The sequence below is a fragment of the Actinoplanes sp. NPDC048796 genome, from assembly GCF_040650035.1.
GTDB lineage: Bacteria > Actinomycetota > Actinomycetes > Mycobacteriales > Micromonosporaceae > Actinoplanes.
Genome location: NZ_JBEZGO010000024.1, coordinates 36,763 through 51,128, shown reverse-complemented (window position 1 = coordinate 51,128; position 14,366 = coordinate 36,763). Strand labels below are relative to the sequence as shown.

7 protein-coding genes are annotated in these 14,366 nt (G+C 71.5%); 4 read left to right on the top strand and 3 right to left on the bottom strand.

Annotated elements, in window-relative coordinates; all coding sequences use genetic code 11:
* Positions 1-12: 12 nt before the first annotated feature.
* Positions 13-2,664 carry an AAA family ATPase gene (locus tag AB0C26_RS44240; RefSeq protein WP_360260755.1) on the top strand — a complete coding sequence of 884 codons (2,652 nt, stop codon included), beginning with the start codon at positions 13-15 and terminating at the stop codon, positions 2,662-2,664.
* Positions 2,665-2,673: 9 nt separating this feature from the next.
* Positions 2,674-5,334 (top strand): LuxR C-terminal-related transcriptional regulator, encoded by a 2,661-nt coding sequence (locus AB0C26_RS44235; RefSeq protein ID WP_360260752.1) that lies wholly within the window; start codon positions 2,674-2,676, stop codon positions 5,332-5,334.
* Here the strand turns inward: AB0C26_RS44235 and AB0C26_RS44230 are convergent.
* Together AB0C26_RS44230 and AB0C26_RS44225 are read right to left on the bottom strand one after the other, a co-directional pair.
* Positions 5,315-6,016, bottom strand: coding sequence for an alpha/beta hydrolase (locus tag AB0C26_RS44230; RefSeq protein ID WP_360260749.1), 702 nt, complete (start codon positions 6,014-6,016; stop codon positions 5,315-5,317). The genes AB0C26_RS44235 and AB0C26_RS44230 overlap by 20 nt on opposite strands.
* A 162-nt stretch (positions 6,017-6,178) precedes the next feature.
* Positions 6,179-7,030, bottom strand: coding sequence for an alpha/beta hydrolase (locus AB0C26_RS44225; RefSeq protein WP_360260746.1), 852 nt, complete (start codon positions 7,028-7,030; stop codon positions 6,179-6,181).
* Positions 7,031-7,766: 736 nt separating this feature from the next.
* Here AB0C26_RS44225 and AB0C26_RS44220 point away from each other — a divergent pair.
* On the top strand, positions 7,767-9,920 hold the full coding sequence (locus tag AB0C26_RS44220) for an alpha-L-rhamnosidase C-terminal domain-containing protein (protein WP_360260743.1): 2,154 nt from the start codon (positions 7,767-7,769) through the stop codon (positions 9,918-9,920).
* A 66-nt stretch (positions 9,921-9,986) separates the two neighbouring features.
* The gene (locus AB0C26_RS44215) at positions 9,987-13,310 is read left to right on the top strand and encodes a family 78 glycoside hydrolase catalytic domain (protein ID WP_360260740.1); all 3,324 of its coding nucleotides are present in this window, start codon (positions 9,987-9,989) and stop codon (positions 13,308-13,310) included.
* 28 nt (positions 13,311-13,338) lie between these two features.
* On the opposite strand, the gene AB0C26_RS44210 is transcribed toward AB0C26_RS44215, so the two are convergent.
* Positions 13,339-14,358 carry a LacI family DNA-binding transcriptional regulator gene (locus tag AB0C26_RS44210; protein WP_360260737.1) on the bottom strand — a complete coding sequence of 340 codons (1,020 nt, stop codon included), beginning with the start codon at positions 14,356-14,358 and terminating at the stop codon, positions 13,339-13,341.
* Positions 14,359-14,366 lie beyond the last annotated feature (8 nt).

The window sequence follows — 14,366 nt, the reverse complement described above, 5'->3', positions numbered from 1 at the left end:
GGAGGGAATCGAATGGGCCACCCGATCATCGGGCGCGAGCGGGAATCGGCTGATGTCCGTGCGCTTGTCGACGCCGCGGCACACCGGCCGACGGTGTCGGTGCTGTGTGGCGAGGCGGGCATCGGTAAGACGGCGCTGCTCGAGACCGCCGCCGGCCATGCCCGTGACCGTGGTTACCGGATCCTTCGAGCCGGCCCGGCCCGCAGCGGTCCCTTCGCGCTGGTGGACGGCTTGCTGGAGCAGGGCGGCATCGAGCTCACCTCGCTGCCGCCGCCGCTGGGCCGGGCCTTGTCGAGCGCCGGAGCGGCCGACGAGTCTCTGATCGTGACGGCGCTGGTGTTCGCGCTGGAGTCGCTGACCCGCGACGGTCCCCTTCTGGTGGTGGTCGACGACGCGGACCGGGCGGACGCCGAGTCGCTTCGGGTTCTCACCGCTTCGGTGCGCAGCGCCGCGGCGGCGCGAGTCGTTCTGCTGGCCGGTGCGCGCGATGTCACGCTGGCCGCCCGGCTCGGTCTGGGCGTCGCCCGCTACGACATCGGGCGGCTGTCCGATGACGCCGCGGCGCGGCTGCTGGCGGGCATGCGGGCGCCGCGGGACACCCGCCGGCGCCACGACGTTCTGCGGCGAGCCGCCGGCAACCCCCTCGCGATAGCCGTGCTCGGCGATCACCGCGCACGTCTGCCCGTGGAGTTCACGCAGCAAGTGCAGGAGCTGCCGGAGGCGACGCGATGGTTGCTGCTGCACGCAGCCGTCGCTGATGACGCCGAGCCGATCACCACCATGACCCGAGCGGCCACCGGAAGTGACGATCTGACCGCCTGGGCCCCGGCCGAACGAATGGGGCTGATCACCGTACGCAACAGCCTGGTGCGCTTCCGCCATCCTTTGCTGCGTGCGGCCTGCGCGACCGGCGACGTCGACCGGGCGCACCGCAACCTGGCGGACGCCGCCACCGATCCGTACCGCCGGGTCGAGCACCTCGTGCAATGCACGCCCGGACGCGACGAACGGGTGGCCGCCCACCTGGAGGAGGTCGCCGGCACCGCCGTGGCGCGCACCGACTACCTCGCCGCCACCCGGATGCTGCAGGCCGCCGCCGAACGCAGCGGCAGCGACGAGACCGCGGCACGCCGTTACGCCCGGGCCGTCTTCACCGCACACCGCAGCGGTTACCCGGAGTGGACGCTCGAACTGCACGAGAAGGCCACGGCCATGACCTGCGATCCCGACATCGGCGGCGTGGCGGCCTGCGGCGCCGGTTTCGCTCTGATCCACCTGGCGCAGCCGGTGCGCGCTTTCGAGGTGACCGCGCGGGCCGCCCAGCGCCGGCCGGCCGACGGCCAGATCGGGTTGACGGCTGTCGTCATCGCCGCCGCCGCGGCGCTGCTCACGGGCGCCGCCGGTCACCGTGAGCGCCTGCCCGAGCTCCTGGCGACGGTCGACCACGGCGGCCGAGGGCCCATCGGCGAGAGCATGATTTCCGATTCTCAGACGGACGTCGCCCGCGCCTCGGTCCTGGCCGTCAGCGACCCGGCCGCCACCGATCCGGCGGTCATTCACCAGCCGCCCGGGGCCGGGCCGGGCGAGCTCATTCAGATGATCATTGCGGGCACCGTCGCCTTCCTGGCCGACGACTCGGCCCGGGCGGCTACCGAACTCGGTGCCGCCTGGGACATGAGCTCACGCCTCGGTGCGCCGGGATCGGGTCTGGCCCCTTTTCCCTCCACCATTCTGGCGATGATCGACAGCGGGCAGTGGTCGACGGCGGACCGTCTGCTGAGCCACGTCGAGCGCGCCGGCCTGGTGTCGCGCATTCCGCTTCTGCAAAGCGTCGTGCCCGCGTTCCGAGCCACCCTGAGAGCTTTACGCCAGGACGGTCCAGCACCGCACGCCGACGGCCGGGCGCCTGTGTGCGGCACGGGTATGACCGACAGCATCCAGCAGCGAGCGGCCGGCCTGGCCGCCCTGGCCGTGAGCGACCACGAAACCGCCTACCTGCACTTCCGCAGCATGTTCGACGACAACGGAGACCCGCGCCACTACTTCCTCGGTCCCCGCTCGCTGCCGCAGCTCGCGCTCACCGCCGCCCGGACCGGCCGGATCGGCGCCGGCTGCCGCGTTCTGCAACGCTGCCGGGAAGCCGCCGGCCCAGCACCGACGTCGCGCATGGTCATGCTGCTGGCGCACGCCGCCGGTCTGCTCGACGAGACGGACGCGGCCGAAGCCCGGTTCCGGCAGGCCATCGAGGACCCCGAGCGAGCCTTGGTGTGGCCCCTGGAGTATGCGGAGGCGCAGCTCAACCTGGGTCTGTGGCTGCGCAGCCGACGCCGCGTCCGCGAGGCCCGGCCTCATCTACGGGCGGCCCGGGACGTGTTCCTGCGCCTCGGCGCGCGGGCCCACGCCGAACAGGCACACCACAGCGTGCCGGCGGGTCTGCGAGCGGCCGGCGAGCTCGACCCGGAGACCACCGCCTTCGCCGGCTTGACCGCGCAACGTCAGATGATCGCCCGCCTGGCCGCGGGCGGATTGAGCAATCCGCAGATCGCCGAGCGGCTGTTCCTGTCGCCGCGCACGGTGGGGTCACACCTCTACCGCATCTACGCGCAGCTGGGTGTCGGGAGCCGCCACCAGCTGCGCGCCCTGATCGGCGCCACCTTCTCGTGAGGCAGCACCATGGATGACACCACGCTCATCGGCCGGGCGGCCGAGATCGACCACCTGTCCCGCTGGCTGGAGTCAGCCCCGGGCGAGCCTCGGGTGATGGTCGTGACCGGCGGCCGGGGGACCGGGAAGTCGGCGTTACTGGCCGCCGCTGTCCGTTTCGCCCACCGCGCGAACCGGCACCACGTCGTCGAGGTGATCGGCGACGCCGGAGCGCTGCTGTCCGTCGCCCGCCGGCTCCTGCTGCAGCTGCACCGCCACCTCGACGGGCTACCGCCGTCGATCGGCGAACCCGCGCTGGCCGTACTCGGGCTCGGATCGCCGGCCGCGGCACCGGGTCCCGACGAGGTTCTTTCGGTCGTAAGAGCGACAGTGGCCTCGGTCGCCGCGACCACGCCCCTTCTCCTGGTCGCAGACGACGCCCACCGCCTCGACGACCGGCTCCTCGCCCTCCTCACCCGGGTGGCCTCCACGGCACCTGTCGCGGTCTTGGCCGCTACCCGGCTTCCGTCGAGCGCCGTACTCTCCGCCTACCCGACCTTGCCGCTGCCCGCGCTGAACGACGCCGACGCTGCCGAGCTCCTCGACCGCAGGCACCGGGCCGTGTCGGCACGATCCCGGGCCGCCATCCTGCATCGGTCCCGGGGGAACCCCGCCGCGCTCGTCGAGCTCGCTGACCCCACCGGTCCGCTGCTGCACGAATACGGCGCCGCCATCGAGCGTCTGCCCGCCGCCACCCGCACCCTGCTGCATTACGCGGCCGCGACCGCACAGCCGGCCGATCCGGCGCTGCTGGCCGCGGCCGCCGATGTCATCGACACCGATGTCTGGGCGGCCGCCGAGCGCGCGGACCTGGTGATCCGCACCTCCGACGGCATCGCTTTCACCCATCCACTGGCGGCCGAGGCCGCATACCGGGACGCTCCGATTCACGTACGGCGCCGAGCGCACGCTGACCTGGCGGCGGCCCTGACCGCCCATCCGGAACGCCAGGCCGTGCACCTCGCCGTCGCCGGCCCCGGATCCGGTGAAGCCGTGGCGGCGCGGCTGGAGGCGGCCGCGAAGGTCTTCCGCGGTCGCGGAGAGCTGTTCGAGGCGACGGCGGCCATGCAGGACGCGGCCGAACGCTCCCCGGCTCCGCGGGACGCCGTCCGCCGACTCGCACAAGCCGTCGCCGACGCCCGCGACCTGCGGGACACCGCCTGGGTGACTGAGCTGCACGCCCGGGTGCGAACCTCGACCGACGATCCGGACGTCCTGGCGCGGACCGCCCGCCCCGCCGCCACGGCCATGCTCGAGGCCGGCCGAAACCACGAGGCGTACGGGATCGTCGTCGCAGCCCTGCGTGCCGGCGCCACCGCCAGCCCGCTGACCGTGACCCAGCTGACCATGATCGCCGTCGCCATCGCCTGGCTCAGCTGCGACGACGACCATCGGGCGCAACTGGCCACCGTGCTGCCCACTGTGGAAGCGCTACCACACAGCGCGGTCGCCGTTCTCGTCCGCGAAATCCTCGAGCCCGCCACGCATCCCGGCCGGCAGCTGTGCGACACCCTCAGCGCGCCGCCGCCCGCGGTCGTGCCGGACCCGGCAGACCGTCACCAGGCAGCCGTGTCCGGCATGATCGCCTGGTTCGAGGACCGCTGCCGGCTCGCCGCCGGCCTGTTGCACGCCGCGCTCGGCAACGATCTGACCGGCCGCGGCCTCACCTCCGGCCTCGGCACGCTGCCCGCGCTGGTCAACGCCCTGACCGACACCGGCGACTGGGATCAGGCCGCTCGGTACGCCGGCCCAGGGTCACCCGGTGGCACGCCCGCGATGGAGATGAGCCTGGCCTCCCTGCGCGCCCAGCTGCACGCCCTACGGGGCGAGAACGACCTCGCCGTGAGCCTCGCCCGGCAGACGTGGAAGCACCTCGATGTGACCGGCAACCGGGCTGCCCATGTCCGGCTGCTGCGCGCCTGCGCCCTCGCAGCCCTGGACAACGGCGATCACGAGGAGGGCTACCGCTACCTGCGCTCGATGTTCGACCTCGGCGGACGGCCGCTGCACCCGCACCTGTCGGCCCGGTCCGTCGCGGAGCTCGTGCTCGCCGCCGTGCGCTGCGACCGGCTCGCCGAGGCCCGTACGATCGTCGACCAGGTCCGCCTCGGCGCCGGCGCCGAGCCGAGCGCCCGGATGAGCGTCCTGCTGCATCTCAGTGAGGCTCTGCTGAGCGACGACGTATCAGCCGAGGCGCATTTCCGGCGGGCAACCGAGGATCCGGCCGGGCCCGAGTGGCTGTACGAGCACGCCTTCGCCCATCTGCACTACGGCATCTGGCTGCGCCGGCACCGCAGCACGCGCGACGCTCGCTGCACGCTCACTTACGCCGCTGACATCTTCGACCGTATCGGTGCGCTGGGTCTCGCCGGTGTGGCCCGCCGTGAGGTCTCCGTCGGCGCTCCGCTCGCCGGCGGCCGCCGGGGCATGACCCTGACGACTCAGGAATGGCAGGTGGCCGAGTTGGCCGCGCAGGGACTGGCCAACAAGGCCATCGCTGATCAGCTCCTCATCTCGGCGCGAACCGTCGCCACCCATCTGTCCCGCGTCTACCAGAAGACCGGCATCAGCGGCCGGTACCAGCTGGAAACGGTGATCGCGATGCGGTCCGCTACCGCCCGACCGCGATGATCGCCTCACGGATCACATCGGCCGCCCGCTCGGGATGCGAGAGCATCACCAGGTGCGACGAGTCGACCTCGACCGTCCTGGCGCCGGCCCGCTTGTAACCGAACCGCTCCACGTCCGGGTTGATGGCGCGGTCCGAACTGGAGACCAGGCCCCAGGCCGGCTTGGTCTTCCAGGCGGCCACCGGCGCCTTCTCCTCGAACGCCGCGCCGGCCAGCGGTCGCTGCGACACCGCCAGCACCCGGCCCGTCTCGGGGTCGATGTCGTGGGCGAGGACGGCCGGGAACCGCTCGATGTCCACCGACACATCGGTGCCGCCCGGGAACGGGGTGTAGACCAGCGCCCGGGCGAGGTCCGAGTCCGGGAACCGGCCCTGCATCTCGCCGAGGCTTTCACCCTCCTGCAGCGCGTAGCCGGACAGGTATACCAGGGCCTTGACGTTGTCCGCGGCGCCCGCCACGGTGATCACCGCGCCGCCGTACGAGTGCCCGACCAGGACGACCGGCCCGTCGATCGACGCCAGCACGGACGCGATGTAGTCGGCGTCGCCGAGCAGCGACCGGTTCGGCACCGCCGGGGCGAGAACCTTGATGTCGTCGGCCTGCAGTTCGCGGATCAGCTTGCCGAAGCTCGACGCGTCGGCGAACGCGCCGTGGACCAGAACGACGGTGGGCGGGGTCGACATGGGGAGACCTTTCCGGCGGGCGCAGCGGACGGACAAGAACATTCTTGGAGCTCGGCGAGGAGCTGCCGTCCGTCAAGCGACTGATGCTCGCCGCACTGGCGCGGGCGGCCCCTCACCCGATCGGGGGAGAGGCCGCCCGCATGGGTTTCGGCTCGATGCTCGTCAGGAGCGGGCGGCCCGCAGGATGAGGTCGGTGACCGCCTGCGGGTGCCCGACCATCGCGGCGTGCGCACTGTGGATCATCACGGTGCGGCCCGTGGCGGCCCGGGCGGCCATGGCCTTCTCGGCGACCGGCGGGATGGTCTGGTCGTCGAGGGCGACCATGTAGTACGCGGGGATGCTCTTCCAGGCCGGAACGCCGGTCTTGCCGGTGAACGCGGCGGTGGACAGCGGCCGCTGCTGGGTGGCCATCAGCTTGGTCTCGCTGAGCGGGGCGTCGGCCGCGAACAGCTTCGGGAACCACTTCGGGTCGATCGTGGTGTCCACGTCCGAGCCGCCGCCCGGGTAGGGCCGCTTGACCAGGTGCGACACCAGGACCGAGTTGTCGCCGCCGGCCAGGGCGCCGGCCTGGGCGATCGTCTCGCCCTGGTCCGGGGCGTACGCGGAGATGTAGACCAGCGACTTCACGTTCTTGTTGCCGGTGGCGGCGTCGGTGATGACGGCGCCGCCGTACGAGTGGCCGACCAGCACGATCGGGCCGCTGATGGTGGACAGGAACGACTTGAGGTAGTCGCTGTCGAAGTCGAGGCCGCGCAGCGGGACCGCCGGGGCGATGACGGTGTAGCCCTTGGCCTGAAGCTTGGCGGTGACCCCGTTCCAGCCGGATGCGTCGGCCCACGCGCCGTGTACCAACACGACGGTCGGCTTCACCTGGTGCTTCGACGCGGTCACGGGCGCGGCCTCCACGGCCGGGCCGGCCGAGGCCACGGTCGGCGCGATGGCCAGCACGGACGTCGCGACGGCACCGGTCAGGGCCAGCGCCCGCCACCGGTTGCTGATTTTCGGCATGGACATGAGTAACCTCCGAGAAACAGAATCGAATCAGCGTACGGATGAATCCGTATTGCTTTCTGAATCAACCTTGTCCCCGAATCCAGAATTGCCGTCCGTCAACTTACTGCACCGTTTTCGCATGTGGCGCAGGTCGCTTCAGTCATTGAATGGAGAGGGGAGGCCCGGGTCACCTCGCCAATGAAGGGGAAGTGACCGACCTCCCATCCGCGTTCAGGGAGTGGCCCCGTGTATTTACCCGGGAACGCGCACTGCGTGCATGGCGGCGCCGTCGGTGCGCCGGCCACCGGTTGGTCGAGGTGGCCGTGGCGGGCGCCGTCTTCACGGATCATGAGGACGTCGACTCCGGCGGTGGCAGCGCGGCGTGCGGCAGGGGATAGACGAGGAGCAGGGTGCGGGGAGTGGCCGGCCGTTGTCGCGCAGCCGCAGGGTGGCGCCACCGATGGCCCAGCCCGGTACGCGGATGGCCGAAGTGGTCGCCTCGGCCCGTGCGGGTCGTCGATCCGCCACAGCGATGGTCATGGGCATCGCCTCCGTTGATCAGCTCCCGACAAGAAACGTTATCCATGGCGGTCGGCATGTGGGCCGGCCAATGTCTTGACCCGCTCGGCGACTGCTCGTAAAGTCTGCGAAACAATCCGGAAAACGTTACCCACGACCTGGAGATCGTGGTGGACCTCTGTCCGGGCTCAGTGAAACGATTCAAGGGCTGGGTCGGACCACATCGGAAGGAACCTTCGTGCGACACCGAACGCTCGCTCTCGCGCTGGTGCTCGTCACCGGCATCGCGGCCATACCCGCCGACCCCGCCGCAGCGGCCCACGTCCGGCCGTGGCAGTCCTATGTCCTCGGACCCGAATCCCGCCTTGTCCAGCCCGTCCGGGTCGAGGGCCGCGGGACGGTCCGTGTCCACGGTCAGGCGGCCACGCTGACCACGACGGCCGGCCGGACCCCGGCGTCGGTCGTGCTCGACTTCGGTCAGGACGTGGCCGGCACCCCGTACCTGGACGTCAGCAAGGTCAGCGGCAGCGTGACCCTGCAACTGGTCACCGGGGAGGCGCGCCAATTCCTGCGGCGGCCGGCCGCCACCACGACCGCCGTGGCCGCCGCCACGGGCGCCCGCCAGGTCACGCTGGCCTCGGTGGCCAACCTGGAGGTCGGCAACGCGATCACGATCGGCGGGCAGGTCCGCGTCATCGCCGGGTTCGACCCGGCGGCGGTCACCGTCGACCTGGACCGGCCGCTCAGCGCCGACGTCCCGGCCGGTGCCGCCGTCACCAGCTCGCCCGGAGCCCCGGCCTCCGACGAGGCGCCCGGCCTGGCCGGCGTCGGCGGACCGGACACCCTGACGGTCACCGCGCCCGGCCGGGTCTCCGGCGGCTTTCACGGCGGGTTCCGGTTCGTCCTGCTGACGCTGACCGGTCCGGGCACCATCAGCCTGTCCGGGGCCGGCGTCGACTTCCAGGCCTACCGGGCCACCCCGCGCGACTACCGCGGCTGGTTCCTGTCGAGCGACGACCAGCTCAACCGGATGTGGTACGCGGGGGCGTACACGGTGCAACTCAACATGAAGCCGGCCGGGCTCAACGGGCTGCCCGACGAGCGCATCTATGACGGAGCCAAGCGCGACCGCAGCATCTGGACCGGCGACCTGCTCGTGCAGGGACCGACCATCATCAACACCCTCGGTGACGTCGGCGCCCGGTACCTCAAGTCGTCGCTCGAAGCGTTGTTCGCCACCCAGCGCGCCGACGGGGCCCTGCCGGGCTCACCCGATTTCGCCAAAGGCCGCTCGCCGCAGGGGTTTCCGTTGTTCTACTCGAACAACTACTCCGGATACGGGGCCCGCGCCGCCATCGACTACTACCGCTACACCGGCGACCGCGACTACATCGTCTCCCGGCTGCCGAACCTGCGCCGCGAGCTGGCGTACAACGACTCGTTCCTGACCGCCGGTAACCTGGTCGTCTCCGACGACCGCGATTACTGGCAGGCCACCCAGACCGGCGCGGTCACCAAGTACAGCATCGACTACTACATCCTGCTGCGGGAGTTCGCCTGGCTCGAGCGCACCGTCGGCTCCGCCGCGCTGGCCGCCGAACACGACGCCAAAGCCGAGGCCATCAAGACCGCGGTCAACGCGCGACTGTGGAACCCGGCGCTCGGCGCCTACGGGCAGAGCACCGACCACCCGGACGTGCTCGTCGAGGACGCCAACGCCCTGGCCCTGCAGTACGGCTTCGTCCCCGCCGCCCGGCAGGCGAGCGTGCTGCGAGCGCTCAAGACCCTGTGGACACCGTACGGCGCGATCCTCGGACCCGGCCTGCAGGACCCGACCGGGCACACCATCGAGCCGTTCGGCAACGGCATGGAGACCGCGGGCCGCTTCGCCGTCGACGACACCGCCGGGGCGTTCGCGCTGATGCGCCGCACCTGGGGGCCGATGGTCGACAAGAAGCACCCGCTCTACACCGGCGGGCTGTGGGAGTTCAAGAACAGCGAGGGCGGCGTCAACCGGACCACCGCCAGCCTGGCCCACGGCTGGGCCGCCGCGCCGACCGTCCAGCTGACCCAGCAGGTCCTCGGCATCAGCCCGGACTGGCCCGGATATCGGACCTGGAGCGTGCAGCCCCGCCCCGGGCGGCTGTCCTGGGCACAGGGCGTCGTCCCTACGGCGTACGGCGACATCGACGCTCGTTGGACCTCGGCCCGCGACAAGTTCACGTTGCGGTTGAGCGCCCCCGGATCCACGAGCGGAACCGTGGCCGTTCCGGCCGACCGGAACGACATCGTGCTGGTCGACGGCCGTGGCACTCGGCCCGCGATCAGCAACGGTTACGCCCGCTTCGACCTACCCGGCGGCGCCCACACCGTCAGCGTCCTTCGGCGCTGACCCCTGTGAAGTCCGGCCGCGCCGCCGGCGCGGCCGGAACCGGCTGCACTGAAGAAGGAGCTCCGCGTGCATCGACTCGCGCGTGGCGCGACCGGCCTGGCCGGCGTGCTCGCCCTCGTCATATCGTCCACCGGTCCCGCCTCCGCGGGCGGTTCCCACCACGATGCCGTCCACGCCGTGTCGGTCGTCGACCTCAGCGTCAACGGCCTGCCCGGCGACCAGCTCGGCCTCGGCGACCCGCAACCCACCCTCGCCTGGCGGATGACCGCGAAGAACACCCGCGGCAACCCGTGCTTCGACGACACCGCCCGCGGCACCTGCGCGCTGGACCGCCAGACCGCGTACGAGATCGAGGCGGTGAAGTCCGGCAAGAGGATCTGGAACACCGGCCGGGTGGTCTCCAGTGAGCAGACCGTCGAGTTCGGCGCCAAGCTGCGCTCTCGCGACGACGTCGGCTGGCGGGTGCGCGTCTGGGACGCCAACGGCAAGGCCTCCCGGTGGAGCGCCACCTCCACGTTCTCGGTCGGGCTGCTCCACCCGTCGGACTGGTCGGCGAAGTGGATCGAGGATCCGGGTTACACCTACCAGACCGACGGCGTGCCGAACCCGTTGCCGGTCTTCGCGACCCAGTTCGACCTGCGCCGCCCGATCGCCTCGGCCAAGCTCTACGCGACCGGCCTCGGCCAGTACGCGGCCACGCTCAACGGCGCCCCCATCGGCGAGGCGGTCCTCGAGCCGGGGCAGACCTCGTACTGGTCTGAGGTCAACTACCGTACGTACGACGTGACCCGGCTTCTGCGGCACGGCGGCAACGTGCTCGGCATGGAGGTCGGCAGCGGCGCGCTGCAGCAGGCCGACACCACCTCGGTCGGCCGCTACATGTTCCAGCCCGACAACAACGAGGTGCTCGGTACGCCCAAGGTCCGTGCGCAACTCGAGGTCACCTACAGAGACGGCCGTACGCAGACCATCGCGACCGGCCCGTCGTGGAAGGCGCGCTCCGGACCGACCGTCTTCTCGTCGTGGTGGGCGGGGGAGGATTACGACGCCCGGATCATGCGGACCGGCTGGACCCGCGCCGGCCTGACCGGCGCCGGCTGGCGCCCCGCCCGCATCGCGGCCCTGAGCGCCACCACCATCCCGCGCGACTCCACCCCGCTGCTCGCCGACCCGCGGCCGCCGGTCACCGTCGCCGAGGAGGCCGCACCGGTTGCCATCACCGAGCAGCAGCCCACGGCCGCCGCGACGACCGTGGCCGCCCCGGCGAGGGCCGGCGACAGCAACCTCAAGGTCGCCTCGACCACCGGCATCTTCACCGGCGACGGCATCGAGGTCGCCGGTCAGCGCCACACGGTCACCAAGGTCGGCATCGCCGCCAAGACCGCGACGACGCTCACCGCGCCCGTGACGGCCGGCGCCACCACGATCAACGTGGCCAACCTCGGCGCCGACTGCTACGCCGGCGCCGCCTGCCGAGGCACGGCCAACTTCGTCATCGGACAGCCGGTCGTCGTCGGCACGGAGATCGTCACCGTCACGGCCACCGCCCGCACCGGCATCGGTGCCGGCGCGCCGGGAACGGTCACCGTCAGCCCGGCCCTGCGCTCGGCGCACGAGCAGGGCGAGGCCGTACGCGGCGCCGGCACCGGCATCACGATCAGCCCGCCACTGCGCGCCGCCGTACCGCGGGGAACCGCCCTGGCCGGCAAGCCGCGCCCCGCGTACGTGCTCGACTTCGGCCGCAACCTCGTCGGCCTGCTCAAGGTGACCGGCAAGGCGCCCCGCGGCACCACCGTCACCCTGCTCGGATCCGAGCAGCCGGCCCCGCCGGCCAACTACGACACCGTCGGCTCGGCCGGCCTCTACAACTACACGTTCGCCGGCACGGGCACGGAGACCTGGCACGCCCAGTTCACCTACAGCGGCCAGCGGTACGTGGTGGTGCGCGGCCTGCCGTCCAAGCCGTCGCGAGACACGGTCACCCTGCTGGTCACGCACGCCTCGAACGAGAGGACGGCGGCACTGCGCACGTGCGACTCGATGCTGAACTCGATCTACGCCATCACCGAGCGGGCGCTGCAGGGCAACATGATGTCGGTGCTGACCGACTGCCCCAACCGGGAGAAGGGCCCGTACACCGGCGACAACCTGCACAACATCGACGCCGAACTGACCATGTACGACATGCGCGCCTACCAGCAGCAGCTGGTGGCCAACATGCGCACCTCGCAGCGCCCCAACGCGGTCAGCGAAGGTTACGACGGTCAATATGCGGGCCGCTACGACGGCCTGATCGCCAACATCGCCCCCGAGTACCACGCGGTGCCGGACCGGATCTACGGCGGCCGGTGGTTCCTCGACGACCCCAACTGGGGTGGCGCGATCATCCGCATTCCGTGGGCGCTGTACCAGGTGTACGGGGACACGTCGGCCATGGCGCCCAACTACGGCGCCATGGTGAAGTGGCTCGACTACGTCGGCCGCAGCAAGAAGGACAACCCGAGCGGTGAGATCAACGGCCTCGGTGACTGGTCGGCCGGCCAGAACACCACCCCGGCCGAAGCCATCATCGACATCGGCTACTACGAGGGCGCCCGCGTGCTCGCCCTCATCGCCGCCAAGCTCGGCAAGACCGCCGACGCCGCCAAGTACACCGCGCTGACCGCCGAGCTCAAAAAGGAGTACAACGCCGACTACCTGCACGTCGACACCGCCACGGGCAAAGCCTGGTACGCCAACGACACCCAGGCCTCGAACGCGGTGGCGCTCGACTCCGGCCTGGTGCCGGACGAGCACCGCCGAGCCGTCTTCGACTCGCTGGTCGGCGCGGTCGAGGCGTACGACTTCCGGCTCAGCCACGGCTCGGTCGCGGGTGGCGCGGTGTTCCGCTCACTGCACGCCGGCGGCCGTGACGACCTGCTCTACCGGATGATCGTCAACCCGCGGGCGCCGAGCTACGCCTACCAGGTCAACCGGGGACAGACCACGCTCGCCGAGAACCTCAGCGGCGGCAACTCGCAGAACCACCACTTCCTCGGCGAGGTCAACTCCTGGCTCGTGCACGACCTGGCCGGCATCGACCAGCAGCCCGGCTCCACGGGCTATCGGAAACTGCGCATCCACCCGGCCACCGGTGGCGGGATCGACGCCATCCCGTGCGTCACCGGCAGCTACACGACCCCGCAGGGGCCGGCCTCGACCAGCGTCGTCCGCACCGGCGGCAAGCTCACGATGAAGGTCACGATTCCGGCCAACACCACGGCCGAGATCTGGGTCCCGCGGGCCGCGGGTGAGCGGGTGAAGGCGCCACGCCGAGCCGCCTTCGTCCGTGACGACGGTGGTTACGCCGTCTACGCGGCCGGGGCGGGCACCTTCGAGTTCACCTCGTAGGCGGTCCTCACCGGAGAAGGGCGGCGCACTACGGCGAGGCGGGGCCGGCCGTAGTGCGCCGTACCACCAGGTTGGGTGAGAGTTTGACCTGGGTGGTCCGGCGGTCCCGGTCGCGGATCCGGTCGAGCAGGAGCCGGGCGGCGTCGGCGCCCATCTGACGGCCGTCCTGGTCAACGCTGGTCAGCGAGACCGGGCCGAAGGCGGCCAGGGCGCTGTTGTCGTAGCCGGCCACCGAGATGTCGCCGGGTACGGACAGACCGGCCTCGGCGATGGCCTCCAGCGCGCCCAGGGCGACGACGTCGGCCCCGGCGAAGATCGCGGTCGGCAGTTCGGCCCGGGCCAGCAGTTCCTTGGCCCCCAGGTAGCCGCCCTCGTGGGTGTAGCTGGTCGAGGCGATCACCGGTTCCAGGCCCCGGCGGGCCATGGCGTCGCGATATCCGGCGGCGCGCTGCGCGTTGGGCATCTCGGCCAGGCGTACCCGGTCGGTCTCGTGGTGTTCGATGTGCGCGATGCGGCGGTGGCCGAGGTCGGCCAGGTGGTCGACGACGAGGGCGGCGCCGGCCACGTCGTCGTCGGTGACGCTGTCGTAGTCGGGGGAGGAGCCGTGCCGGCCGACGACGACGGTGGGCACGGTGCGGGCGACCTCGTTCAGGCGTTTCTTGGACGAGACCGGGGCGATCAGGACCAGGCCGTCCATGCTGCGGTCGATCATCGCGTCCATGACGCGGGCCTCGGCCTTCTCGCCGTTGCAGCCGGGCGCGATCAGGACTTGGTAGTCGGTGTCGCCGATCTGGGCGTTGATGCCGTCGATGACGTCGGCGAAGAACAGGTTGCGCAGCTCGGGGATCATCACGCCGATGGTGTACGTCTGCCCCCGGAGCCCGCGCGCCGCGGCTGAGGGGCGGTAGCCCAGCTCGGCGATCGCCTGCTGCACCTTCTCGCGCATGGCCGGGCTGGCGCCGTAGGCGTTGCGCAGAACCTTGGACACGGCGGTGACGGACACCTGCGCGTGCCGCGCGACGTCGACGATGGTGACCCGTTTGTCCATGACGTGAG